This window comes from Enterobacter cloacae complex sp. P42RS (assembly GCF_014930595.1).
In the GTDB taxonomy this organism is placed as follows: domain Bacteria; phylum Pseudomonadota; class Gammaproteobacteria; order Enterobacterales; family Enterobacteriaceae; genus Enterobacter; species Enterobacter bugandensis.
Genome location: NZ_JADBRK010000012.1, coordinates 94,179 through 118,834, shown reverse-complemented (window position 1 = coordinate 118,834; position 24,656 = coordinate 94,179). Strand labels below are relative to the sequence as shown.

Annotated in this window: 20 protein-coding genes; 7 read left to right on the top strand and 13 right to left on the bottom strand. The window is 59.3% G+C overall.

Annotated elements, in window-relative coordinates:
- Window positions 1-16: 16 nt before the first annotated feature.
- Complete coding sequence (gene upp, locus IM314_RS15320; RefSeq protein WP_008501641.1) at window positions 17-643, bottom strand: uracil phosphoribosyltransferase; 627 nt, start codon at window positions 641-643, stop codon at window positions 17-19.
- A 217-nt stretch (window positions 644-860) separates the two neighbouring features.
- Window positions 861-2,291, bottom strand: a complete 1,431-nt coding sequence (locus IM314_RS15315) for a 6-phospho-beta-glucosidase (RefSeq protein WP_193359135.1) — start codon at window positions 2,289-2,291, stop codon at window positions 861-863.
- Window positions 2,292-2,557: 266 nt separating this feature from the next.
- Between IM314_RS15315 and purM the strand changes: the two genes are divergently transcribed.
- The 4 genes from purM (at window position 2,558) to ppx (ending at window position 8,019) form a co-directional block, all read left to right on the top strand.
- The gene (purM, locus tag IM314_RS15310) at window positions 2,558-3,595 is read left to right on the top strand and encodes a phosphoribosylformylglycinamidine cyclo-ligase (RefSeq protein ID WP_193359136.1); all 1,038 of its coding nucleotides are present in this window, start codon (window positions 2,558-2,560) and stop codon (window positions 3,593-3,595) included.
- Window positions 3,592-4,233 carry a phosphoribosylglycinamide formyltransferase gene (gene purN, locus IM314_RS15305; protein ID WP_028014032.1) on the top strand — a complete coding sequence of 214 codons (642 nt, stop codon included), beginning with the start codon at window positions 3,592-3,594 and terminating at the stop codon, window positions 4,231-4,233. Before purM ends, purN begins: the two co-directional genes overlap by 4 nt.
- Window positions 4,234-4,416: 183 nt before the next feature.
- Entirely contained in the window at window positions 4,417-6,477 is a 2,061-nt protein-coding gene (gene ppk1 / locus IM314_RS15300; protein ID WP_041908755.1) for a polyphosphate kinase 1, read from the top strand.
- A 3-nt stretch (window positions 6,478-6,480) separates the two neighbouring features.
- Entirely contained in the window at window positions 6,481-8,019 is a 1,539-nt protein-coding gene (gene ppx, locus IM314_RS15295) for an exopolyphosphatase (RefSeq protein ID WP_028014034.1), read from the top strand.
- 4 nt (window positions 8,020-8,023) lie between these two features.
- Here ppx and IM314_RS15290 read toward each other — a convergent pair whose 3' ends face one another.
- Complete coding sequence (locus IM314_RS15290; RefSeq protein ID WP_193359137.1) at window positions 8,024-10,264, bottom strand: EAL domain-containing protein; 2,241 nt, start codon at window positions 10,262-10,264, stop codon at window positions 8,024-8,026.
- Window positions 10,265-10,617: 353 nt separating this feature from the next.
- Here IM314_RS15290 and IM314_RS15285 point away from each other — a divergent pair, with 353 nt between their 5' ends.
- The gene (locus IM314_RS15285) at window positions 10,618-10,806 is read left to right on the top strand and encodes a YfgG family protein (RefSeq protein WP_051486071.1); all 189 of its coding nucleotides are present in this window, start codon (window positions 10,618-10,620) and stop codon (window positions 10,804-10,806) included.
- Between the two features lie 31 nt (window positions 10,807-10,837).
- Here IM314_RS15285 and IM314_RS15280 read toward each other — a convergent pair whose 3' ends face one another.
- On the bottom strand, window positions 10,838-11,563 hold the full coding sequence (locus tag IM314_RS15280) for a 3-oxoacyl-ACP reductase family protein (RefSeq protein ID WP_075206238.1): 726 nt from the start codon (window positions 11,561-11,563) through the stop codon (window positions 10,838-10,840).
- A 212-nt stretch (window positions 11,564-11,775) separates the two neighbouring features.
- Between IM314_RS15280 and IM314_RS15275 the strand changes: the two genes are divergently transcribed.
- Together IM314_RS15275 and IM314_RS15270 are read left to right on the top strand one after the other, a co-directional pair.
- The gene (locus IM314_RS15275) at window positions 11,776-12,237 is read left to right on the top strand and encodes a DUF6130 family protein (protein ID WP_048957779.1); all 462 of its coding nucleotides are present in this window, start codon (window positions 11,776-11,778) and stop codon (window positions 12,235-12,237) included.
- 11 nt (window positions 12,238-12,248) lie between these two features.
- Window positions 12,249-12,992 (top strand): alpha/beta fold hydrolase, encoded by a 744-nt coding sequence (locus tag IM314_RS15270; protein ID WP_193359138.1) that lies wholly within the window; start codon window positions 12,249-12,251, stop codon window positions 12,990-12,992.
- A 50-nt stretch (window positions 12,993-13,042) separates the two neighbouring features.
- Here the strand turns inward: IM314_RS15270 and iolB are convergent, their stop codons facing one another.
- From iolB to iolD, 9 genes are all read right to left on the bottom strand, one after another.
- A complete protein-coding gene (gene iolB / locus IM314_RS15265; protein ID WP_193359139.1) occupies window positions 13,043-13,867 on the bottom strand; it encodes a 5-deoxy-glucuronate isomerase in 825 nt (274 codons plus the stop codon).
- A 9-nt stretch (window positions 13,868-13,876) separates the two neighbouring features.
- Complete coding sequence (gene iolE / locus IM314_RS15260; protein ID WP_193359140.1) at window positions 13,877-14,767, bottom strand: myo-inosose-2 dehydratase; 891 nt, start codon at window positions 14,765-14,767, stop codon at window positions 13,877-13,879.
- A gap of 11 nt (window positions 14,768-14,778) precedes the next feature.
- Entirely contained in the window at window positions 14,779-16,683 is a 1,905-nt protein-coding gene (gene iolC / locus IM314_RS15255; protein ID WP_045631002.1) for a 5-dehydro-2-deoxygluconokinase, read from the bottom strand.
- A gap of 12 nt (window positions 16,684-16,695) precedes the next feature.
- On the bottom strand, window positions 16,696-17,829 hold the full coding sequence (locus IM314_RS15250) for a Gfo/Idh/MocA family protein (RefSeq protein WP_045631001.1): 1,134 nt from the start codon (window positions 17,827-17,829) through the stop codon (window positions 16,696-16,698).
- Between the two features lie 8 nt (window positions 17,830-17,837).
- On the bottom strand, window positions 17,838-18,866 hold the full coding sequence (locus IM314_RS15245) for an ABC transporter permease (RefSeq protein ID WP_028014045.1): 1,029 nt from the start codon (window positions 18,864-18,866) through the stop codon (window positions 17,838-17,840).
- 11 nt (window positions 18,867-18,877) lie between these two features.
- A complete protein-coding gene (locus IM314_RS15240; protein WP_028014046.1) occupies window positions 18,878-20,425 on the bottom strand; it encodes a sugar ABC transporter ATP-binding protein in 1,548 nt (515 codons plus the stop codon).
- 48 nt (window positions 20,426-20,473) lie between these two features.
- A complete protein-coding gene (locus IM314_RS15235; RefSeq protein ID WP_041908742.1) occupies window positions 20,474-21,403 on the bottom strand; it encodes a sugar ABC transporter substrate-binding protein in 930 nt (309 codons plus the stop codon).
- Window positions 21,404-21,434: 31 nt separating this feature from the next.
- Window positions 21,435-22,421: an inositol 2-dehydrogenase gene (iolG, locus tag IM314_RS15230; protein ID WP_041908740.1), complete on the bottom strand. Its 987-nt coding sequence runs from the start codon at window positions 22,419-22,421 to the stop codon at window positions 21,435-21,437.
- Between the two features lie 300 nt (window positions 22,422-22,721).
- Window positions 22,722-24,647, bottom strand: a complete 1,926-nt coding sequence (gene iolD, locus IM314_RS15225) for a 3D-(3,5/4)-trihydroxycyclohexane-1,2-dione acylhydrolase (decyclizing) (RefSeq protein WP_193359141.1) — start codon at window positions 24,645-24,647, stop codon at window positions 22,722-22,724.
- Window positions 24,648-24,656: the final 9 nt, after the last annotated feature.

The window sequence follows — 24,656 nt, the reverse complement described above, 5'->3', positions numbered from 1 at the left end:
ATTTATCGTTATTCGATTATTTCGTACCAAAGATCTTATCGCCGGCATCGCCGAGCCCCGGGATGATGTACCCGTGCTCGTTCAGCCCCTGGTCGATAGAGGCGGTGTACAGCTCAACGTCCGGGTGCGCTTTTTCCAGCGCCGCGATCCCTTCCGGAGCAGCAACCAGAACCAGCACCTTAATGCTGCTGCAGCCCGCTTTTTTCAGCAGATCGATGGTGGCGATCATTGAACCGCCGGTCGCCAGCATTGGGTCAACCACCAGCGCCATGCGCTCGTCGATGTTAGAGACCAGCTTCTGGAAGTAAGGTACCGGCTCCAGCGTCTCTTCGTTACGGTAGATACCGACCACGCTGATGCGCGCGCTCGGTACGTGCTCCAGCACGCCTTCCATCATGCCAAGACCGGCACGCAGGATAGGCACTACGGTAATTTTCTTACCTTTGATCTGCTCAACCTGCACCGGGCCGTTCCAGCCTTCGATGGTCACTTTTTCTGTTTCCAGATCGGAGGTTGCTTCGTAGGTCAGCAGGCTGCCCACTTCAGAAGCCAGTTCGCGAAAACGCTTCGTGCTGATGTCATGCTCACGCATCAGGCCCAACTTGTGTTTAACGAGTGGGTGTTTCACTTCCACAATCTTCATTCTCTTTCTCCTCTGAGGTGGCATCCGCAAAAAAATCGCGGGATTATACCGCTTTTTTCGGATTGCGCCATACCCAACTTGCTTGACGTACATCAATCAAAAACAAAAAAACCGGAGGCTGGGCTCCGGCTTGGGTGCGGGGTCTTGCCCGGTGGCGCTGCGCTTACGCGGGCCTACGTGTATTGTAGGTCGGGTAAGCGTTAGCGCCACCTGACAATTAGAGGTTATCGCCGTTGCTCGCAATCACCTGCTTATACCAGTCGAACGATTTCTTCTTGCTGCGGTTCAGGGTGCCGTTACCTTCGTTATCTTTATCGACAAAGATAAAGCCGTAGCGTTTTTTCATTTCGCCCGTTCCGGCAGACACCAGGTCAATACAGCCCCACGGGGTATAGCCCATCAGATCCACGCCGTCTTCCACCACCGCTTTTTTCATCTCGCGGATGTGTGCTGAAAGGTAATCGATGCGGTACTGGTCGTTCACCGTGCCGTCGCTCTCCTGCACGTCGATCGCGCCAAAGCCGTTCTCAACGATAAACAGTGGCAGCTGATAGTGATCCCAGAACCAGTTCAGGGAGTAGCGCAGCCCGACCGGATCAATCTGCCAGCCCCAGTCGGATTTCTGCACGTACGGGTTGGAGACCAGACTCTTGCTCTCGTCGTAATCCAGCGCCGGGTTATCTGCCGTCGCTTTGGTGGCGAAAGACATGTAGTAGCTGAACCCGATGTAATCCACGCAGCCCTGCGTGAGCGCGGCTTTATCTTCTTCGGTGATATCCAGCGCGAAGCCGCGACGCTCGAAGTAGTTGAGCAGATGCTGCGGATATTTGCCGCGCACGTGAACGTCGGTAAACCAGTAGCGACGGTGCATGGCATTCATCGCCATCATCATGTCGTCCGGCGCACAGGTCAGCGGGTAGATAGGGCACATGGCAATCATGCAGCCGATCTGCAGCGACGGGTTAATCTCGCGGCCCGCCTTCACCGCCAGGGCGCTGGCCACCAGTTCGTAGTGCGCCGCCTGGAACATCACCGGCTCGCGGTCTTCACCCGGCGCGTACTTCAGCCCGGAGTTGGTAAATGGCGCAAAGTCTTCGTGGAAGTTGGCCTGGTTGTTGATCTCATTAAAGGTCATCCAGTACTTCACTTTATGCTGGTAGCGCTCAAAAACGACCTTCGCGAAGCGGACAAAGAAGTCGATCAGCTTACGGTTGCGCCAGCCGCCGTATTCCGTCACCAGGTGGAACGGCATCTCAAAGTGGGAAAGCGTAATAACCGGTTCAATGCCGTGCTTCAGGCATTCATCGAACAGATCGTCATAGAATTTGAGGCCCGCCTCGTTCGGCTCCAGCTCGTCGCCTTTCGGGAAGATACGCGTCCAGGCGATAGAGGTACGGAAGCATTTGAACCCCATATCGGCAAAGAGTTTGATGTCTTCTTTATAACGGTGGTAGAAATCGATAGCCTCATGGTTAGGGTAGTTTTTCCCCTCCAGCACGCCGTTGGTGATTTCACGCGGCACGCCGTGCGCGCCCGCGGTCATGACGTCGGCAACGCTTACGCCCTTACCGCCCTCTTTCCAGCCGCCCTCAAGCTGGTGCGCCGCAACGGCCCCACCCCACAGAAAATCTGCTTTGAATCCTGACATTCGCTTTCCCTCATTCTGCGTTATTTTCTGCAAAAACAATTACAGAAACCGGTTTCAGTTCGATGATGTGCAAAGGGGATATTCGTTGCAAGCAGATCGCCGAAACCGGTTTCATTTTCGTGAACGGAGTCAAGTTTGGCTGCATTTGCGGGCTATACAGAAAAAAAGATCCCCACGTCCAGAATAGGCTCGCAAACGTTTGCCTGGACTGTTAGAATTGCGCCGATTTTTCTTACTAGCTATGCAATCGCGTGGGGATTTAAGCCGTGACCAACAAAACTTCTCTCAGCTACAAAGATGCCGGTGTTGATATTGACGCAGGTAATGCGCTGGTTGACCGAATCAAAGGTGTGGTGAAGAAAACCCGCCGCCCGGAAGTGATGGGTGGTCTGGGTGGATTCGGCGCACTGTGCGCGCTGCCGCAAAAATATCGTGAACCTGTTCTGGTCTCGGGTACTGACGGCGTAGGCACCAAGCTGCGCCTGGCGATGGATTTAAAACGTCACGACACGATCGGTATCGATCTGGTCGCGATGTGTGTGAATGACCTGGTGGTTCAGGGCGCAGAGCCGCTGTTCTTCCTCGATTACTACGCGACCGGCAAACTGGACGTGGATACCGCGGCCAGCGTCATTAACGGTATCGCCGAAGGGTGCCTGCAGTCCGGCTGTGCGCTGGTCGGCGGCGAAACCGCTGAAATGCCGGGTATGTATCACGGCGAAGATTATGACGTCGCGGGCTTCTGCGTCGGCGTAGTAGAAAAATCAGAAATTATCGACGGCAGCAAAGTGGCCGATGGCGATGTGCTGATCGCGCTGGCCTCCAGCGGCCCGCACTCTAACGGCTACTCTCTGGTGCGTAAAATCCTCGAAGTAAGCGGCTGCGATCCGCTGACCACCGAGCTGGACGGTAAACCGCTGGCTGACCACCTGCTGGCCCCAACCCGCATCTACGTGAAAAACGTGCTGGAGCTTATCGAGAACGTTGACGTTCACGCTATTGCTCACCTGACCGGCGGCGGCTTCTGGGAAAACATCCCGCGCGTGCTGCCTGACAACACCCAGGCGGTGATCGACGAATCCTCATGGCAGTGGCCAGCCGTCTTTAACTGGCTGCAGACTGCAGGCAACGTGAGCTCTCACGAAATGTACCGCACCTTTAACTGCGGCGTGGGCATGGTTATCGCCCTGCCGGCAAGCGAAGCGGATAAAGCGGTTAAGCTGCTGACCGAGAAAGGTGAAAACGCGTGGAAAATCGGTAAGATTATAGCATCCGATTCCGAACAGCGTGTGGTCATTGAATGAAAAACATCGTGGTGCTCATTTCCGGTAACGGAAGCAATTTGCAGGCCATCATAGACGCCTGCAAACAGAAGAAAATCAATGGCACCATTCGGGCAGTTTTCAGCAACAAGGCCGACGCGTTCGGCCTTGAGCGCGCGCGGGAAGCGAACATTCCCGCTCACGCGCTGGAAGCCAGCCAGTTCGCCGGACGTGAAGCTTTTGACCGCGAGCTGGTGCAGGAGATTGACGCCTACGCGCCTGACCTCGTGGTGCTGGCGGGCTATATGCGTATTCTGAGCCCGGCCTTCGTCGAACACTACGCCGGTCGACTGCTGAATATTCACCCTTCCCTGCTGCCAAAATATCCCGGCCTGCATACCCATCGTCAGGTGCTGGAAAACGGTGACGAGGAGCACGGTACCTCCGTCCATTTCGTGACCGACGAGCTGGACGGTGGCCCGGTGATCCTGCAGGCGAAAGTCCCGGTCTTTGACGGCGACAACGAAGACGACGTGACCGAACGCGTGCAGACGCAGGAGCACGCCATTTACCCGCTGGTGGTAAGCTGGTTTGTCGACGGGCGTCTGGAGATGCGCGACGGCGCAGCCTGGCTGGACGGCGTGAAGTTGCCCCCGCAGGGTTATGCGGCCGAAGAGTAGCTTGCTATGTCGGGTGGCGCTTCGCTTACCCGATATTCCCTCCCCCAACCCGCTAAATTCCCCAACAAAAAAAATAACTGTCATACTTTTCTGGCACTGTTGGACATATCGTGGAAATGCTCGCCATAATAAGGACGAGACGGATTTACCACGTCCTGTGATTGAACTGGAGTGTGAGCTGTAATGGGTCAGGAAAAGTTATATATCGAGAAAGAGCTAAGCTGGTTAGCATTTAACGAACGTGTACTCCAGGAAGCGGCAGACAAAAGTAACCCGCTGATCGAACGCATGCGTTTTTTAGGCATTTATTCCAACAACCTGGATGAGTTCTACAAGGTTCGCTTTGCCGAGCTGAAAAGACGCATCATCATCAGCGAAGAACAGGGCTTAAACTCGCACTCGCGGCATCTGCTGGGCAAAATCCAGTCCCGCGTGCTGAAAGCCGATCAGGAATTTGACGGCCTGTATAACGAACTGCTGCTGGAGATGGCGCGCAATCAAATCTTCCTGATTAACGAACGTCAGCTTTCCGTTAACCAACAAAACTGGCTGCGCCACTACTTTAAACAGTACCTGCGCCAGCACATTACCCCGATTCTCATCAACCGCGAAACCGATCTGGTGCAGTTCCTGAAGGATGACTACACCTACCTGGCGGTGGAAATTATTCGCGGTGAATCCATCCGTTATGCCCTGCTGGAGATCCCGTCCGACAAGGTGCCGCGCTTTGTGAATCTGCCGCCGGAAACGCCGCGCAGACGCAAGCCGATGATCCTGCTGGATAACATCCTGCGCTACTGCCTGGACGACATCTTCAAAGGCTTCTTCGATTACGATGCGTTAAACGCCTACTCGATGAAGATGACCCGTGACGCCGAATATGACCTGGTGCACGAGATGGAAGCCAGCCTGATGGAGCTGATGTCCTCCAGCCTGAAACAGCGCCTGACGGCCGAGCCGGTGCGCTTTGTCTATCAGCGCGACATGCCGGACGCCATGGTGGAGATGCTGCGCGAGAAGCTGACCATTTCGCGCTATGACTCCATCGTGCCGGGTGGCCGTTACCACAACTTTAAAGACTTCATTGGCTTCCCGAACGTTGGCAAAGCCAATCTGGTGAACAAACCGCTGCCGCGCCTGCGTCATATCTGGTTCGATAAGTTCCGCAACGGATTCGACGCCATCCGCGAGCGCGACGTGCTGCTCTACTACCCGTACCACACCTTTGAACACGTGCTGGAGCTGCTGCGTCAGGCCTCGTTCGATCCGAACGTGCTGGCGATCAAAATCAACATCTACCGCGTGGCAAAAGATTCCCGCATCATCGATGCGATGATCCACGCGGCACACAACGGCAAAAAAGTCACCGTGGTGGTTGAGCTGCAGGCGCGCTTCGACGAAGAGGCGAACATTCACTGGGCGCGCCGCCTGACGGAAGCGGGCGTGCACGTGATCTTCTCCGCGCCGGGTCTGAAAATTCACGCCAAGCTGTTCCTGATCTCGCGTAAAGAGGGTGATGACGTGGTGCGCTATGCCCACATCGGCACCGGGAACTTTAACGAAAAAACCGCGCGGATTTATACCGACTACTCGCTCTTAACCGCTGACGCCCGCATTACCAACGAAGTGCGCCGGGTGTTTAACTTCATCGAAAACCCGTACCGCCCGGTCAGCTTCGACTATCTGCTGGTCTCACCGCAGAACTCGCGCCGTCTGCTGTACGATATGATCGATAAAGAGATTGCCAATGCCCAGAATGGGCTGTCGTCCGGCATCACGCTGAAGCTTAACAACCTGGTCGATAAAGGGCTGGTGGACAGGCTGTACGCGGCGTCCAGCTCCGGCGTGCCGGTTAACCTGCTGATCCGCGGCATGTGCTCGCTTATTCCGGAACTGGAAGGCATCAGCGACAATATTCGCGTTATCAGCATCGTTGACCGCTACCTGGAGCACGATCGGGTCTATATTTTCGATAATGCGGGCGATAAACAGGTTTATCTCTCTTCGGCAGACTGGATGACGCGCAATATTGACTATCGAATTGAAGTCGCGACGCCGCTGCTGGATCCGCGTCTGAAACAGCGTATCCTCGACATTATCGAGATCCTGTTCAGCGATACGGTGAAGGCGCGCTATATCGACAAAGAACTCAGTAACCGCTACGTACCGCGCGGCAACCGCCGTAAAGTGCGGTCACAGCTGGCGATTTACGACTATATCAAATCACTCGAGCAACCCGATTAACCTATGCCGATAAATGATAAGACCCCACGCCCGCAGGAATACGCCGCGGTCGATCTTGGCTCTAACAGTTTTCACATGGTCATCGCCCGTGAGGTTGATGGCGCGCTGCAGATCATCGGTCGTCTGAAGCAGCGCGTACACCTGGCGGATGGGCTTGATGAGCGCAGCATGCTCAGCGAAGAGGCGATGGAGCGCGGTTTAAACTGCCTGTCGCTGTTTGCCGAACGCCTGCAGGGCTTCTCGCCCTCCAGCGTTTGTATCGTGGGCACTCACACGCTGCGCCAGGCGCTGAACGCGCCGGAGTTCCTCAAGCGGGCCGAAAAAGTGATCCCCTACCCGATTGAGATCATCTCCGGTAACGAGGAGGCGCGTCTGATTTTCATGGGCGTTGAACATACCCAGCCGGAAAAAGGGCGCAAGCTGGTGATCGACATCGGCGGTGGTTCTACTGAGCTGGTGATCGGCGAAGACTTTGAGCCGCGCCTGGTGGAGAGCCGTCGCATGGGCTGCGTCAGCTTCGCGCAGATGTACTTCCCCGGCGGCACCATTACCCGTGAAAACTTCCAGCGGGCGAAAATGGCTGCGATCCAGAAGCTGGAGAATCTGGCCTGGCAGTACCGCATTCAGGGCTGGAACGTGGCGCTGGGCGCGTCGGGCACCATCAAAGCGGCGCATGAAGTGCTGCTGGCGATGGGTGAAAAAGACGGTTTTATCACGCCTGAACGCCTGACCCTGCTGACCGAAGAGGTGCTGAAGCATAAAAGTTTTGACGCCCTAAGCCTGCCGGGGCTTTCCGACGAGCGTAAGGCAGTCTTCGTGCCGGGCCTGGCTATTCTCTGCGGCGTATTTGACGCCCTGGCGATTAAAGAGCTGCGCCTTTCCGACGGCGCGCTGCGTGAGGGGGTGCTGTATGAGATGGAGGGCCGCTTCCGCCATCAGGACATTCGCAGCCGCACCGCGCAAAGCCTGGCCAACCAGTACAACATCGACCGCGAGCAGGCGAAGCGCGTGCTGGAAACCACGGTGCAGATGTACGAGCAGTGGCAGGAGCAGAACCCCAAGCTGGCGCACCCGCAGCTTGCCGCGCTGCTGAAATGGGCCGCGATGCTGCACGAGGTGGGGCTGAACATCAACCACAGCGGGATGCACCGCCATTCAGCGTATATTCTGCAAAACAGCGATCTGCCCGGCTTCAACCAGGAGCAGCAAACCATGATGGCGACCCTGGTGCGCTATCACCGTAAAGCCATCAAGCTCGACGATCTGCCGCGCTTCACGCTGTTTAAGAAAAAGCAGTTCCTGCCGCTTATTCAGCTGCTGCGCCTGGGCGTGCTGCTGAACAATCAGCGTCAGGCCACCACCACACCGCCAACGCTGAAGCTGAAAACCGACGATCACCACTGGACGCTGAGCTTCCCGCACGACTGGTTCAGCCAGAACGCGCTGGTCCTGCTGGACCTGGAAAAAGAGCAGCAGTACTGGGAAGCGGTCACCGGCTGGATGCTCAAAATCGAGGAAGATAGCGCCGACGTCGCCGCGTAACGGCTCAGGCGTCCGCCGTGGACGCCTCTGCTTCCAGCAGTGACTCAAGCGGTGCCGGTCTGCCAATCAGATAGCCCTGCACATAATCAATGCCTAGCGCGTGCACCGCGCTACGTATCTCTTCGGTCTCGACATATTCCGCCACCACCAGCATCTTCTTCATGCGCGCCAGATGACAGATAGAGGCCACAATCTGGTAATCCAGACTGTTGTTGACGATATTGCGGATGAAATCGCCGTCGATTTTGAGAATGTCCGCATCCACGCTTTTCAGTCGCGCATAGCTCGCATAGCCGGTACCAAAATCATCGATCGCAATGCGTACCCCCATTTTCTGCAGCTGCCGCAGGATGTGGAGCCCCTGCTCCGCGTTGCAGAAGGTGCTGCACTCCGTCACTTCAAAGATCAGCTGCCACGGCTCAATGGCATATTTCGCCAGCAGGCGACTCACCTCAAGCGGGAACTGCACCCGACACACCGTTGAAGGGGCCAGATTAATGGCAAAGCGCTGGCCGGGCAGCCGTTCGCGATGCGCGGCGAGGAAGCGCAGCGTATGCTCCAGCACCCACAAATCCACCCGCGAAGAGAGGCCAAACTCCTGGGCTATCGGCAGGAATTGTTCAGGGGAGATCAACAGCCCGTTTGCATCAGTCATCCGCAGCAAGACCTCATGATAGCTATCGCCACGCAGGCCGCGTACGGGCTGAACAAGCAGCGTGAATGCGTTGTTATCCAGCGCACGCTGCAGACGACTCATCACCGCGACTTTATCCTTCAGGCTGCGCTGCAGATGGACGGCGCCGCGCTGCTGAAGATTTTCCGGGTGGTTAGAGGAGAGCGACAGATCGGCCACCACCCCCAGTTCCCCCAGCACCAGATAGAGGTGGTTAACCGGCGAACGCACATAGCAGTAGCTCACCCCCACCTGCGGCTGCAGCGGCATGCCGTCCCAGACAAAGCGGAACTGCTTGATGTGCTCGTCCAGCGTTTCAATCCGCTGCTGGTGCGATTCGGCATTAAGGCGAACCGCCATATCACAGCCCGTCAGGTGATAGACCTGCTCATTGGGCTGGAGCGTGCCGTTAATCCATTGCGCCAGCTGCTGTTTGTACTGAATGCGCAGTAACACGCCATAGTTACGGCCCAGAATTTCAAGCTCCGGAACGCGGAGTAAACAGAGCGCCGACCACGGGTTTTTTGCCAGATCTCGCGAAAGCGCCCGCAGGTTAGGCATATGCAGAACCGGGTCGAGCAGCGCCAGCCTGCGGGAGCGTTTGTTCACCGCCCGCTGCCGGGTCGCCAGCATCGACATGTAAATCACCACAAACGAGAAGACCAGATAGCTGGAAGAGGTGATTGCCAGCTGAATGTCGTACCCCTGGTTCACGGGGATATAGCGGTAAAAATAGTGAATAGACACCAGCAGTATCGGGATCCAGATAAGCGAAATCAGCTTATAGCCAAAGCGCATCGCCCCCCAGAGCATCACCGGCATCAGCAGCGACAGGGTGTAGTTAGTGGTGAAAATCGAACTGTTTTCATTCATCGGCAGCAGCAGGAGCGAAAGCAGCCCGGCAAGCGCAATGGCCCAAATCAGAAACTCAGCGCGCGTCACCTTTTTGTCTATCTGGGTACGGATCTGCGAGATGAGGCTTTTGAGATAGCGCGGATGACGAATCAGGCGGATCAGCAGATAACTTAACGGCACGCCCGTCAGACCGCTGACCAGCAAGGCCTGATAGTTGATCAGCGTGCGAATGTTGAGGGGGTTAAGCCCTGCCAGGCTCTGGCGACTCTCATACACGCCCAGATACACCGCAAACTGGAACAACAGCAGAAACAGCGTCGCGGGGCAGAAGGCCTGCCAGAAGATGCGCTGCGCCATCAGCCGTACGTCGCCGTACGCCGTCATATTGCGTCTGGGCGTAAACACCCGGTAGCCGCCCCAGCTAAGCACTATAGGGACAATAAAATGGAGCACGCCGGCGACGGTTTCAAACATCCCGACCGACGGGTAATAGCGGATAAACAGCGACAACACGATCCCGGGAAGGGCTTCCAGACCAAAAAACATCATCAGCGAAAGCAAAAACGAGAGCGGTAAATAATAAAGTGCCGCTATCCCGTCGCCCAGGAGCGTGAACGTATTCGCCACGCTCAGTACGGGCAGTAACCCCACCGGCAAAATAAGCGGCAATGCCCACCAGCGGTTTTTATTGTTTTTAAGTAAAGCGAAAATGTTCATAGATGCCCGGTTAAACCCCTTTTACTCCAGAGGGAAAATAAAGACAGGCATCCAACCTGACCTGACGCCGCCCCGGTGATGTGCAGGGCGAACAGTGTGGAGGAGGGATTTTAAATACCAGAGCCGGGAATCCGTTGACTTAAATCAAACTATTTTATGCAAATAAGCCTTACATGCTTTTTTTTTGAAATAATTTTCCTCATATTATCAATATGGTAAATGCAACAATCAATTTCAATAACAATAATTAATGTAAACACTGACGGTTATTTACACATTGCGGAATTGACCCTGTCTTTCCGCTGTGCCTTAATATCCCCATCGCCCAAAAGGGCATGCCCAGGAAAAAGAGAGTGAGTCAGGCCACGCGTATGCGCAAACGACACCGTTTTAACACCCGAATGACCCGCATCATACTGCTCATCAGCTTTCTGTTTTTCTTTGGCCGCTTCGTTTACTCTTCCATTGGCGCCTGGTATCACCACCAGGACAAAATCCAGTCGCAGCAAACGGGTCTGGTGGTCGACGCCCCCGTGCGCTAGCCACAACATCGGGCTTCCCTGCCCTTAGCTGTTAAAGCACGAATCCACCGTCAATCGTCAGGCTCGCTCCTGTCATATATCCAGACTCTTCTCCCGAAAGCCATGCGGCAAGCGATGCGATCTCCTCTGGCTGCCCAATGCGTTTCAAAGGGATATGTGCAGTGATCTGCTCTTCCATTCCGGCCGTCATATCCGTGGCAACGGGGCCGGGCTGGATATTGTTGATTGTGATCCGTTTCGGAGCCAGATCCAGCGCCAGGTTTTGCACCATGGCTGCCACCGCAGCTTTACTCATCGCATAAACGCTACTTCCTGCATGCCCGGTTCGCACAGCGGTATTGCTGCCAATGGTGATTATCCTCCCCCCTTCCCTCATTCGCTTAGCTGCCGCCTGGACAGAGAGGAAAACGCCGCGCACGTTCACCGACAGGGTGGCGTCCAGATCGTCCAGCTGATAATCCTCAAGCATGCCCAGCCGCAGTACGCCTGCGTTCACTACGGCAACATCCAGCCTGCCGTAGTGGTTAATCGTGGCATCGACCGCGGCCTGAATCGCCGTTGCGTCAGCGCTATCAGCGTTAATCGCCAGCGCCACCCCGCCCGCATCAGTAATTGATGAGACGAGAGCATTAACCCGGTCCGGGCGTGATACCCATGTCACGGCAACGCGATAGCCTTCCTTCGCCAGCCGCGTCGCTATAGCCGCGCCAATTCCGCGTGCGCCGCCGAAAATCAATGCAACTTTTTCACTCTTCATGATGTTTTCTCCGGGAAGTATCCGCATCGGATGGATGCGCCTGAAGGCACCATGCCAGCAAACGTCTCGTCATGCTCAGACGAAATGTATCGCACTGTATCTCCCCCACCTGGCTTACGCATCGATACAAAAATCCCGCTTAAGCAAACAGACGCGATACATAAAAATGGTCTGCTGTCTCTCGTGACATAAACCCACGAGGAGATACCGAAATGATTCGCCAGCATCTGTTACTTCCTTTACTCGCTCTGACGACTTCCGTCTGCGCCGCGCCCCTGAGCGGCCTCAGCGCCGCCGATGTTAATGGCCCAGCCGCCGTTGCGCCGTTGGCACAGCCGCAGCCGCCCGCAAAGCTGATAGTCGATCCACCGCTTGCCGGGCCGCTGAGCAAAGGCGCGGTGTTTATTCAGTACCGGGCCGAAAACCTGCGCATTGAACCTGTATTCGGGCCCGACGCGCTGAAAGTCACTCCACGCATCGGCCACATCCACGTCGTGGTTGATGACGCGCCGTGGCACTGGGCTGACGCCAGCGGAGAGCCGGTGATTCTGGTGGGTCTGCCCGCCGGTAAGCACAAGGTGACGATTATTCTGGCCGATCCGACGCATAAGCCCCTCGATCACAAAACCCTCGAATTCACCGTGCCGCCCCACGCGGCGATCCACCATTTTTAAGGAGTCTGAAGATGAAAGCACTGTCTGTACTGACGGCAGGCCTGCTGGCGCTTTCCGCCAGCGCCTTCGCACAGAGTAAAACCAGCGTTGTGCTGGTGCACGGCGCGTTTGCCGACGGCAGCAGCTGGAATAAGGTGATTACCCGGCTGCAAAAAGACCATACCGAGGTCATCGCCGTTCAGCTCCCGCTTACGTCGCTAAAAGATGACGTAGCGGCCACCCAGCGCGCCATCGCCCGTGCTAAGGGGGACGTCGTGCTGGTCGGTCACTCCTGGGGTGGCACCGTGATTAGCGAAGCGGGCAACGATGCACGGGTCAAATCGCTGGTTTACGTGGCGGCGTTCGCGCCGGATTCCGGCCAGTCGACGGCAGAGCTGGCGAATACCTTCCCGGCCCCGCCCGGAAGTGCAGGCATCGCTAAAACGGCTGAAGGTTACTTATACCTGCCGACCGAAGCCGTCAGGAAGGATTTCGCACCGGATGTCAAACCGGCTGAACAACTGACCATCGCCGCCACGCAGGGGCCAATTAAAGCCGATGCATTTGGCGAAAAGGTCACTCACGCCGCGTGGCACAATAAGCCGAGCTGGTATGTGGTGAGTGAGAATGACAGGATGATTAACCCCGCGCTTGAGCGCGCGATGGCGAAAACGATCCACGCGAAAACCACCGGGGTCGCGGCGAGTCACGTGTCGATGGTGAGCCAGCCAGAGGCCATCGCCCGAACGATTGAGCAGGCGTTAGAAGCAAGGTAAGCGTTTCACAGGCCGGGTAAGCGCAGCGCCACCCGGCAACAAAGGCTGCTTCAGTCCCTGCCAGCGCCGGGATAATCCCGATTAATCCACGCGTGGTCCTCTTCCCAGGTGAACATCCATTTGCGCACCGGACCGGCCATCACGTTGAGGTAGTAGCTGTCATACCCGGCCATCGTCGCCACCGGATGATACCCCTTCGGCACCATCACCACGTCACGGTTGTAGACCGCCATACACTCATCCAGCGTTCTGTCGTCGGTGTAGACGCGCTGCATGCAGAACCCCTGCTCCGGGTTGAGGCGATGATAGTAGGTCTCCTCCAGGTAGGTCTCCTGCGGCGGGTTATCCGTGTCATGCTTGTGGCTCGGGTACGAGCTGGTACAGCCCTCGTTAGTCCAGACCTCCACCACCAGCAGGCTGTCGGCGGGCTTGTCTTCCGACAGGATGTTGTGCACGTAGCGCTGGTTGTGCCCCTTGCCGCGCGCTTCAGCGTCGATATCCTGCGGGGCAATCAGCCGCGTCGGGTACGAGCTCTTGCCCGGCGCGGCGCAGACCGCCAGCTCCAGCGCCGTCAGCGCCTTCACCTGCACCGTCTCCTGCGGGGTAACGTACACTGCCCACGGTTTGATGCGCTCGAAGGGGCTCATCCGCTCGCCGATATCGTTAAACTGCGCGGAAGGCGTGGTGATAGAGGCGCGCCCGGCGACCAGCACCAGGCAGCGTTCTTCCCTGACGGCGGGCAGCGTCAGCGTCTGCCCCTCCTGCAGCTCATACGCCTCAAACCCGACGTACCCCCACCCTGCGCGTTCCGGGGTGACGGACTGAGTGCGCCCCTCCGCGTTCGGCTGCTGCCAGCGTGATAACAGACGTGACATGTCACCTCCTCAAATAAGCCCGGCGTCGCGCGCCAGGCGGCTCAGGTTGTTATACCCCAGACGAGCGTAGGTCAGCGGATGGGCAATCGCCGGGTCCTGCTCGGCCTCCACCACCAGCCAGCCGCGATAGTCCTGCGCCTTCAGCAGACTCATGATCGGCGGATAATCGACGCAGCCGTCGCCCGGCACGGTAAACACGCCGCTCAGCACCGCATCGAGGAAGCTGGTTTTGCGGTTTTTCACGTCCGCCAGCACGTCGGCGCGCACGTCTTTGCAGTGAACGTGGTTGATGCGCGACGCCCAGCGCTGCGCCACCGCCAGCGGATCGGCCCCGGCAAAGGTCAGGTGACCGGTGTCCAGCAGCAGTCCAACCTCTTCGCCGGTGTGGGTCATCAGGTTGTCCACGTCGTCAGCGGACTCAATCACCGTGCCCATATGATGATGGTAAGCAATCTGGACTCCCTGCTGCTGCGTGTAGCGGGCAAATTCGGTGAGCTTCTCGCCGTACTCCTTCCAGCGCGCCTGCGGGAAGCGCGGACGCAGATGCACCGGGGTCTGCTGCTCGCCGTGAATGCAGCCGCTCACTTCCGCAAAGACCAGCACCTTCGCCCCCAGCTCGCGCAGCAGCGTCAGGTGCGGCTGCACGGCGGCGATCTCCTCCTCCACGCTGCGCTCCAGCAGGCGGCCGGAGTACCAGCCGGAGACCAGCTGCAGGTCGTGGCGCTGCAAAATCGGGCCAAGCAGGCGCGCTTCACGCGGGAATTTGTTGCCCAGCTCAAAGCCGGCAAAACCGGCCTCTTTCCCTTCGCTCAGGCAGGTCTCCAGCGAGGTTTCCGCGCCGAGGGAAGGCAGATCGTCGTTCGTCCACGTCAGCGGGTTAATGCCTAATTGCACACTCATTGTTATCTCCATTATGCGTGTCCGCGCTCGCGCCACCAGGCGATAAGCTGCAGATAGTTGTCCCGGATGCGCGCTACCAGCTGCGCATCGTCAATATCGTGCTTCAGCCACGCGCGGGAGGCGTCGCCAAACAGCGTGCGCCCCACGGCGAAGCCTTTAACCAGCGGCTGCCCCGCTGCGGCCTTGAAGCCAGCGCGCAGCTGTTCCGCCGGAGCGTCCAGACCGAGGATCACCACCCCGCGGCAGTGCGGGTCCCGGCGTTCGATAATCTCGCCGAGCGCCGTCCAGCCGTCGGCGGAAAGCGGCGGCAGCTTCCACCAGTCCGGGTAAATGCCCAGGTTGTAGAAGCGGGAAATGGCGCGCAGGTAGAGCTCGTCGCTGCGCGGCATGCTGGCGGGCAGGATCACCTCCAGCAGCAGCTCGTGCCCGGACCGGCAGCAGGCGTGGTACACCTCAGCGATTTTCTGCTCCTGCTCCAGGCGCAGGCCGTGGGCGTCTTCCGGGTGGAAGAAGACCAGGCACTTCACCACGTGCTCCTGCGGCCAGCTGATAAGCTGGGTGCCGATATTGCCGTGCTCCATCTCCAGCGGCCGGGAGCCCGGCAGCTCAATGGGGCGACCAATCCACCACCCTTCCCCGGTGATCGCGTTCAGCGCGTCCTGACCAAAGGTGCCGTCGCACAGCAGGCCGGCTTTGCCCTCAAGCCCGGCGCGGCTCGCCGCCTCGCGGCTGGCCTGCAGGATCAGCTGCTTCAGCGCCGGAATGCGCTTAAGCGACGCGCCGCACTGCATCGCCATATCCTCAAGCTGGCTGCGGTGATCGAAGGCCATCACGCACAGCTCCGGCCACTCGCGGCGGCGGGTGGTCACCCGGTGGAGATGGTTAAGACGCGGGTCAAGATCCGGGCGCGACACATCCGCAGCGCGGGAGAGATAGTCATCCAGCTCGATTTTGCTCGGCATCGCCGGGGCGCAGCCGTGGCGCGAGACCACCAGCGCGCCACAGGCGTTGGCGTAGCGGCACGCCTGCTCCCAGCCCTCGTCGTTCAGGTAGCCGCGCAGCAGGCCGGACATAAACGCGTCCCCCGCCCCGAGAACGTTCAGCACCTCCACGCGCACGCCGGTCACCGTCAGGCCGTCGTCCAGCCGGGACGGAATGGCGTCGGTATAGACCGAGCAGCCCAGCGCGCCGCGCTTGCAGACCAGCGTTGCGTGACTCACGTCGCGCACCTGCCCCAGCGCCTGCAGCGTATCCGTGCTGCCGCCCGCAATGTGGAACTCCTCTTCGGTGCCGACAATGACGTCGAAGAGGTGCAGTACCTCCTGCAGCTCGCGGGTGACCTGGTCGGCGGCGATAAAGCGCGTTTCGCCGTCGCCTAAGGAGGTGAGCCCCCACAGCACCGGACGGTAGTCGATGTCCAGCACCGTGCGCACGCCGTGACGGCGGGCATAGCCCAGCGCCGTCAGCACCGCCTCGCGGGTCTGCGGATGAGAAAGGTGGGTCCCGGTGATGGCAAGACAACGTGCGGAGGCAATGTAGCTTTCGTCCACATCGCTGGCGGTAATCGCCATATCCGCGCAGTTATCGCGATAAAAAATCAGAGGAAAGGTGTCCCGGTCTTTAATGCCGAGTAGCACCAGCGCCGTGAGGCGCTCTTTATCGGTAATCAGATGGCTGGTATCGCAGCCTACCTGGTTGAGCTCTTCGCGCAGGAAGCGGCCCATATGTTCATCGCCGACGCGCGCCAGCATCGACGAGCGCAGGCCCTGGCGCGCGGTGCCGTACGCCACGTTGCCGGAGGATCCGCCAAGGTATTTGGCGAAGCTCGACACGTCCTCCAGGCGGGCACCAATCTGCTGACTATAGAGGTCTACCGCCACGCGGCCCATGCATATCACATCAAACTGCTTTTCCACGTTGATACCTCATCAGACAATGTCGTTCACGTTCAGCCAGCGGCCTTCCCGGTGCGAGAGCGCAATCGCGTCCAGCACGCGCGACACCTTCCAGCCCTCTTCGAAGTCCGGCCACATCGGCGCGTCGGCGGCAATCCCGTCCACCAGGTCGCGCACCTCCACCGTTTTTTGATCGTTAAAGCCAATTCCGTGGCCTGCGCCCATGCAGAACGCGGCGTAGTCCGGGTGCGCCGGGCCGACGAGCAGCGTGCGGAACCCCTGACGGTTCACCGGATCGTCATGCAGATAGAGCTTTAGCTCCGCCATGCGCTCCTGGGTGAAGCTGATGGCGCCCTTCGTCCCGGTGATCACGTACGAGAGCCCCATCTTGCGGCCGCAGGCGACGCGGGAGGTTTCAATAACACCCTGCGCCCCGCCCGCGAAGCGCACCATCGCGTGGGCCTGATCCTCGTTTTCCACCGCAATCATCTCTGACGATCCGGCCTTCGCCGGGCGCGCCGGGACCACGATCTTCAGATCGCCGCAGACCTGCTCAATATCGCCCACCAGGTACTGAGCCATATTGACGATATGCGCCGCGAGGTCGCCCAGCGCGCCCAGCCCGGCGGTCTCTTTAAAGCAGTGCCAGTGGATGGGCGACAGCGGGTCGGCCATATAATCTTCGTTGTGGGTGCCGTAGAAGTGGATCACATCGCCTATCTCGCCGCTGGCGATAATCTCCTTCGCCAGCTGCGCCGTCGGGTTCTTCATGTAGTTGAACCCCACCAGCGTTTTCACCCCAGCCCGCTTCGCGGCGTCGACCATCTCGCGCGCATCGTGGGCGTTGAGCGCCAGCGGCTTCTCCGAGTAGACGTGCTTGCCGTGGCGGATCGCCTCCAGCGCCATCTCTTTATGCAGGTGGTTGGGTGAGCAAATATCCACCACGTCAATGGCCGGGTCGGCCACCAGCGCCCGCCAGTCTCCCGTTGAACGGTTAAAGCCAAACGCCCGGGCGCGCTCTGCCGCCAGCTCCGGCGTGACTTCCGCCACCATCTCGCGCACCAGCCTGCCGCGCAGGTTGAACACCGTCGGGGCCTGGGCATAGGCGATAGCGTGCGCCTTGCCGATATACCCGGTGCCAATCAATCCAATACGAACCTCTTTCATCACGATCCTCACAGTGCGCCGCGACGGCTCTTGGCGTAGGTATCAAACGCCACCGCCAGAACGATAATTAACCCGGTGATAATCTGCTGGTAGTAGGCCGAGACGTTCATCAGCACCAGACCGTTAATCAGAATACCCATGATGATGGAGCCGATAATGGTGCCGCCGATGCGCCCGTAGCCGCCCATCAGCGAGGTGCCGCCAATCACCACCGAGGCGATGACGCGCAGCTCAAAGGAGATCCCGGCCACCGCCTCGGCGCTCCCCAGACGCGCGCTCAGGATGAAGCCCGCCAGCCCGGCCAGACAGCCAATCAGCACGTAGACGCTGACGAGCACGCGCTTGACGTTCACCCCCGCCAGGCGCGCCGCCTCCGGGTTGCCGCCGATGGCGTAGACGAAGCGGCCCCAGCGGGTTTTATGCAGCGCCAGATAGCCGCCGACGGCGACGATGGCGAAGATCCAGATCGGAATGGAGATGCCGAGCAGCTCGCCGCGTCCCCACCAGCGGTAGCCAGGGTCGAAACCGGCAATCGGTGCGCCGTCGTTGATCACCAGGGTCAGGCCGCGCCAGATGGTCATCCCGCCGAGGGTGACGATAAACGGCGGCAGGCGCAGGCGGGTGACACCCAGGCCGTGCAGGAAGCCAATCGCCGTGCCCATCGCCAGACAAATCCCCAGCCCGATCAGCCAGCTCATGCCGCCCCAGGCGTTCGGGTCGACGGTGGTGAAGTTATCGCCCTTAATGACGTACGCCGCGGTCATGGCGCACACCGCCAGGATGGAGCCCACGGAGAGGTCTATCCCGGCGGTCAGAATGACGAAGGTCATCCCCACGGCCATGATCCCGTAGATGGAGACTTCGGTCAGGATGTTGAAAATATTGCGTTCAGAGAAAAAGTTACTGTTCTGCGACTGAAAGAAGATCAGCAGCAGGATCATGAAAATCAACACCCCGAAGCGCTCGAAGAAGGCGATGGGATCGATGCGTCCGGCGCGTTTGACCGGGGCCTGCGTTTTAGAAATCATCTGCGTCATGAGAAACTCCGTTATGCCGCGTTCAGGGCGTTGTGGTTGATGGCCATCATCGTCATCAGCCGTTCTTCGTTAGCGTCGTCACCGTGGATCTCGCCGGTCACCCGGCCTTCGCTGAGGGTGATGATCCGGTCAGACACCGCCATCACTTCAGGCAGATCGGAGGAGATCACGATCACCGCCACGCCCTTTTTCGCCATGTCAAACAGCACCTGGTGCACTTCCGATTTGGTCCCCACGTCAATGCCGCGCGTCGGCTCATCGACGATCAGCACCCGCGGGTTGAGCGCCATGCAGCGCGCGAGGATCACCTTCTGCTGGTTACCGCCGGAGAGCTTGCGCACCTCCTGCGCGCTGTTGACCATTTTGATCTGCAGGGCCTGGCGATAGGACTCAATCAGATCGTCCTCTTTACGGGTGTTCACGAACCAGCGCCACTGCAGCAGTGAGGATAGGCACGAGAGCGACAGGTTGTCGCGAATCGACAGCCCGAGCACCGCCCCCTCTTTTTTACGGTCTTCGGGCACCAGCGCCACGCCCTGGTCGAGGGCATACAGCGGGTCGCGCGGCTGGTACGGCACGCCGTCCAGCTCAAAGCTCCCGGAAGTAAAGGCGTCTGCGCCAAACAGGCAGCGGGCCACCTCGGTGCGTCCCGCGCCCACCAGCCCGGCAATGCCCAGAACTTCCCCGGCATGGACGTGGAAGCTGATGTCGTGCAGGGCGATGCCATGCGGATCCAGCGGCGGCTTTTCGCGGCTTAGCCCCTTCACCGCCAGGCGGACAGGTTTGTCCTGATGATGGGTTTCGCTGGCGGGGCGACGGTTAAAGGCCACGTCGCGCCCGACCATCAGGCGGATCAGCTGTTCGACGTTGGTCTCCGCTACCGCGCCAGTGCCGGTGAAGCGGCCGTCCTGAAATACGGTGAAGCGATCGCAGAGCTGGAAAACTTCGTGCAGGCGGTGGGTAACGTAAATAATGCTCACGCCGCGGTTTTTAAGCTCCCGCACCACGCGGTGCAGGCTTTCCACCTCGCTGTCGCTCAGCGCGGCGGAAGGTTCGTCCATGATGATCAGGCGAGCGTTGAGGGTCAGCGCCCGGGCGATCTCCACCATCTGCTGCTGGGCGACGCTCAGACGAGCGACAGGCGTGGTCGGCGCAACGTTTAGCTGCAGGTAATCGAGAATGACCTGCGCCTCCTGATTTACCGCCCTTTCGTCGACGATCAGGTTCCGTTTACGCGGCTCGCGCCCGAGAAACATGTTTTCCGCGACGGTCATGTTGGGCAGCAGGTTGAATTCCTGATAGATGGTGATAATGCCCTTGTTCTGCCGTTCCACCGGGGAGTCGTCCACCGGCAGCATTTCGCCGTTGAACCAGATATCCCCGCGGGTTTGCGGCTGCGCGCCCGCAAGCGCCTTCAGCAGCGTAGATTTTCCCGCTCCGTTTTCCCCCAGCAGGGCGTGGATCTCCCCCGCGCCGACGGTCAGCTGGGCGCTGCTTAGCGCCCAGACGCCGGAAAAGCTTTTTGCCAGGTCGGTCACTTTCAGTAAGGGTTGCGACATCGGTCTGCTCCTCCTCATGTTGAGCCGCCAGAGGCGGCTCGGGACATATCAGTTACCGGCCTCACCGATACGCTCAGCCTGCTGCAGGTTCTCTTTGGTGATAAGCGTTGGCGGGTAGTCGGCCCCGGTGATGGCTTTCTTCTCGCGCACGTTGGCCACCAGCTGGCTCATCGCCGTCTGCACCGCAAAGCCCGGACGCTGATCCGCCGTTACCGCCAGCCAGCCGTCGCGCACGCGGGCCAGCGCTTCCGGTACCGCATCAAAGCCAGTCACGAGGATTTCACCCGGCTTCACGCCCTGGCTCTGCAGGGCTTCAATCGCGCCCAGCGCCATATCGTCGTTGGCGGAGAGGATCACCTGCGGGCGTTTCGGTAGCGAAGGCAGAACGCTTTCGACGATGCGCATCCCTTCAGAACGCATCCAGTTGCCGGTCTGATCGGCGACGATCTTGTACTTATCCCCGCCCGCCTTCAGGCTGTCGCGGATCCCTTTGGTGCGTTCAATATTGGAGGAGGAGCCCGGCTGGCCGGTGAGCAGGATGATCTCTGCCCCGTCGGGGAATTTGGTTTTGACGAAGTCGCCAATCGCCTGGCCGCCTTTGTAGTTGTTGGCGCCAAAGTGGGGCACTTTCTTCTGGCTGTCGACGGAGCGGTCTAGGGTGACCACCGGCAGCTTCGCATCCTGAATTTCATCCACCGCGCTGGAGACCGCGTTCACGTCGTTCGGGGAGACGATAAAGCCCTGCGCCCCGCGGGTGATGGCGTTTTCCAGGTCAGCCACCTGCTTGGGTGAACTGCCCTGCCCGTCCAGCACCTGAAGCTTCACGCCCATCTCTTTTGCGGCTTTTACCGCCGTGCGCTGCATGTGAACCTCAAACGGCATAGCCAGGTTTGGCGTACTGAACACAATTTGCTCGTTTTCGGCGAGGGCGGCCCCGGACGTCATGGCGATGAGGGCGGCTAAGATCAGTTTTTTCATTATTATGTCTCTCTGTGTAGGGTTGTTGTGTTTAGAGGACGATCTCGCGCTGGCTACGCAGCGACTCCAGCGCTTTATCCGCGAGGTACAGCGCACGTTCACCATCATCGCCGCTGCAGTCAGGCACCGCTTCGCCGCGCAGGACCGCAACAAAGTGTTCCCATTCCGCGGCGTAAGCGGATTTGTAGCGCTGCAGGAAGAAGTGTTCCGGCAGCGCGCTGGTGCAGCCCTCTTTGCCGTAGTGCTGCACCTGGTTTTCCAGAATATTGCCGGCGCACAGCAGCCCTTCGGAGCCGTGCAGCTCCAGGCGCTGGTCGTAACCGTAAGAGGAGCGGCGGCTGTTGACGATGGTCGCCATCGCGCCGGAGGCATATTTCAGAACGATAAACGCGGTATCGATATCCCCCGCCTCGCCAATCGCCGGATCCACCAGGTTACTGCCCTGGGCATACACCGACACCGGCTCTTCGCCCATGATGAAACGGGCCATGTCGAAGTCGTGAATGGTCATATCGCGGAACATGCCGCCGGAGACGCGCACGTACTCCGCGGGCGGCGGAGACGGGTCGCGGGAGATGATCAGCAACGATTCCGGCTTGCCGATGCGTCCGGCCTGGGCATCGGTTTTCACGCGGCGGAACTGCGGGTCAAAGCGGCGGTTAAAGCCGATGAACAGCGGCACGTCGTACTCTTTAACCACTTTCAGGCAGTCGCGCACGCGGGCGAGGTCGAGGTGTACCGGCTTTTCGCAGAAGATAGCCTTGCCGTGGCGGGCGGCCATTTCAATCAGATCCGCGTGGGTGTCGGTGGCGGAGGCGATCAGCACGGCGTGAACGTTAGGGTCGGTCATCGCCTCATCCACGCTCTGCTGGCGGGCCTGATACTGTGCGGCGAGACGGGTGGCAAATTCCTGATTCGGGTCAACCACGGACCAGAGCGTAGTCGCGCCGTGGCTGGCGATGTTAGCTGCATGTACCTGGCCAATTCGGCCAGCGCCCAGTAAAGCAATGTTAAACATAACGGCTCCCGGTGTTGGTGAATGCTGTGAACTAACGACCCTATAAATAAAACATTTATTTCATTTTTATAAATAGTGAAAATTATGTTTTTGAGTGCGGGTTAACACTTTTGAGATGAATGAGATAAATTTTGTTATCAATCTCACAACATGAAAGAAGGTACTGCTCACCCCTCACCCCGGCCCTCTCCCCAAAGGAGCGAGGGAGAAAAGAGTGCACCACCCCATCCCCTCTCCACTTTTGGGAGAGGGTTAGGGTGAGGGGGAAATGAAATGAAAATTTCGTTAAGACAGGAAAACTCAATACTGACGGGCTTTTTTCACCTGCGCCTGCGTTTGCTCCGCGGCCTCACGCACGGCAGACGACTCTGCCACCTGCGCGTCACCGGTTCGCCACCACGAGGCGTAGTCATGGGTCATGGTCTTCGGCAATACCTTGATGTCCAGCAGCGTCGGGCCCGGGTGGGCGCGTGACGCCTCAAGCGCCGACCGCAGGCTCTGCTCGTCGTTCACCCGCCACGCGCGACAGCCGTAGCTTTCCGCGTTTTGCGCAAAATCGACTTTCACCAGCGGCCCGTCAAGCCGCCCGGTTTCCGGGTTGCGATGACGGTTTTCCGTGCCAAAGCTGCCCATTCCGTGCCCCATCTGCAGGTTGTTGATGCAGCCGAAGCTGGCGTTATCAAACAGCAGAACGGTGACCTTAATGCCCTCCTGCACCGCGGTTTGCAGCTCGGAGTGCAGCATCATGTAGGAGCCATCCCCCACCATGGCGTAAACCGGCTGCTCGGGGCGGGCGAGCTTCGCGCCGATGGCCGCCGCAATCTCGTAGCCCATGCAGGAGTAGCCGTACTCCAGGTGATAGCTGTCCGGCGTTTTGACCTGCCAGAGGCGCTGTAAATCGCCCGGCAGCGAACCGGCCGCGCCCACCACGATGGCGTTATCTTCCACATGCTGATTGATCAGTCCCAGCACCCGCGTCTGGGTCAGGCGGGTATTGAGCGTCTCGCCGTATTCCGCCAGCTGCGCGTCCAGATGCCCCGCCACTTCGGGCGCGTCGTCCGGATGCCACTGGCGATCCCACAGGCGGCGGCACTCATCGCGCCACGCGGATTTCGCCTGGGCAATCGCCTCTCCCCAGCCGCTGCGGTAATCGCCGAGCGCGTGGGTTAAGGCCTGGAGCCCGGTTTGGGCATCGGCGATCAGCGCGGTGGCGTCCAGCTTCAGGGCGTCAAACTCGGCCACGTTCAGCAGCAGGAATTCGACGTCCGGGTGGGAAAAGAGCGCCTTAGAGCCGGTGGTAAAGTCGGTCAGGCGCGTGCCGACGCCAATCACTAAGTCAGCCTGTGGCGCGAGCTGGTTGGCGGCCATTCCGCCCGTCACTCCTACGCCGCCGAGGTTAAGTGGGTGGTCACTTACCAGCGCCCCCTTCCCGGCCTGCGTTTCGGCAAACGGCAGCTGCAGCGTCTCGACAAATTCGCGAAATGCCTCATGCGCGCCGGAGTAGCGCACGCCGCCGCCGCACACCACCAGCGGACGGCGCTTGCGGGCGATCAGCGCCCGCGCCTGCGCCAGTCGCTGCGGATCGGGCGGACGGCGTTCGATGTAGTGCACCCGACGCGCGAAGAAGCTTAGCGGGTAGTCCCACGCTTCCCCTTGCACGTCCTGCGGCAGACAGAGGGTCACCGCTCCGGTATCTGCGGGGTCAGTAAGCGTTCGCATCGCGCTTAGCATGGCGCTCATGAGCTGCTCGGGGCGGTTGATGCGGTCCCAGTAGCGGGAAACCGGACGGAAGCAGTCGTTGGTGCTGATGCTGAGATCGTGATACTGCTCGATCTGCTGCAGCACCGGGTCCGGCTGGCGGCTGGCGTAGATATCGCCCGGCAGCAGTAAAAGCGGGATGCGGTTCGCCGTGGCGGTGGCCGCCGCCGTGACCATATTGGCGGCGCCCGGCCCGACCGAGGAGGTGACGGCAAAAATGCGCTGGCGGCGGTGCTGTTTGGCGAATCCCGTCGCCATGTGGGCGATGCCCTGCTCGTTGCACCCCTGCATGATTTTCAGATGACCGGGATCCTGCTCCAGCGCCTGGCCAATACCCAGCACGTTGCCGTGCCCAAAGATCGTCGCCACGCCCTCCACGAAGGGCGTTTCGTTGCCGTCAACGCTGACGTACTGTTGATTCAGGAACCGGACCAGCGCCTGGGCCATGGTCATACGTTCGGTTTGCATAATGCCTCC

Excerpts from the sequence above, each read along its gene's own strand:
- IM314_RS15250 (WP_045631001.1), bottom strand. The coding sequence starts at position 17,829 with ATGAAAGAGGTTCGTATTGGATTGATTGGCACCGGGTATATCGGCAAG.
- ppx (WP_028014034.1), top strand. The coding sequence starts at position 6,481 with ATGCCGATAAATGATAAGACCCCACGCCCGCAGGAATACGCCGCGGTC.
- ppk1 (WP_041908755.1), top strand. The coding sequence starts at position 4,417 with ATGGGTCAGGAAAAGTTATATATCGAGAAAGAGCTAAGCTGGTTAGCA.
- IM314_RS15235 (WP_041908742.1), bottom strand. The coding sequence starts at position 21,403 with ATGAAAAAACTGATCTTAGCCGCCCTCATCGCCATGACGTCCGGGGCC.
- IM314_RS15280 (WP_075206238.1), bottom strand. The coding sequence starts at position 11,563 with ATGAAGAGTGAAAAAGTTGCATTGATTTTCGGCGGCGCACGCGGAATT.
- purN (WP_028014032.1), top strand. The coding sequence starts at position 3,592 with ATGAAAAACATCGTGGTGCTCATTTCCGGTAACGGAAGCAATTTGCAG.
- upp (WP_008501641.1), bottom strand. The coding sequence starts at position 643 with ATGAAGATTGTGGAAGTGAAACACCCACTCGTTAAACACAAGTTGGGC.
- IM314_RS15275 (WP_048957779.1), top strand. The coding sequence starts at position 11,776 with ATGATTCGCCAGCATCTGTTACTTCCTTTACTCGCTCTGACGACTTCC.
- iolB (WP_193359139.1), bottom strand. The coding sequence starts at position 13,867 with ATGTCACGTCTGTTATCACGCTGGCAGCAGCCGAACGCGGAGGGGCGC.
- IM314_RS15240 (WP_028014046.1), bottom strand. The coding sequence starts at position 20,425 with ATGTCGCAACCCTTACTGAAAGTGACCGACCTGGCAAAAAGCTTTTCC.
- IM314_RS15270 (WP_193359138.1), top strand. The coding sequence starts at position 12,249 with ATGAAAGCACTGTCTGTACTGACGGCAGGCCTGCTGGCGCTTTCCGCC.
- IM314_RS15290 (WP_193359137.1), bottom strand. The coding sequence starts at position 10,264 with ATGAACATTTTCGCTTTACTTAAAAACAATAAAAACCGCTGGTGGGCA.
- IM314_RS15315 (WP_193359135.1), bottom strand. The coding sequence starts at position 2,291 with ATGTCAGGATTCAAAGCAGATTTTCTGTGGGGTGGGGCCGTTGCGGCG.
- iolD (WP_193359141.1), bottom strand. The coding sequence starts at position 24,647 with ATGCAAACCGAACGTATGACCATGGCCCAGGCGCTGGTCCGGTTCCTG.
- iolG (WP_041908740.1), bottom strand. The coding sequence starts at position 22,421 with ATGTTTAACATTGCTTTACTGGGCGCTGGCCGAATTGGCCAGGTACAT.
- iolE (WP_193359140.1), bottom strand. The coding sequence starts at position 14,767 with ATGAGTGTGCAATTAGGCATTAACCCGCTGACGTGGACGAACGACGAT.
- IM314_RS15245 (WP_028014045.1), bottom strand. The coding sequence starts at position 18,866 with ATGACGCAGATGATTTCTAAAACGCAGGCCCCGGTCAAACGCGCCGGA.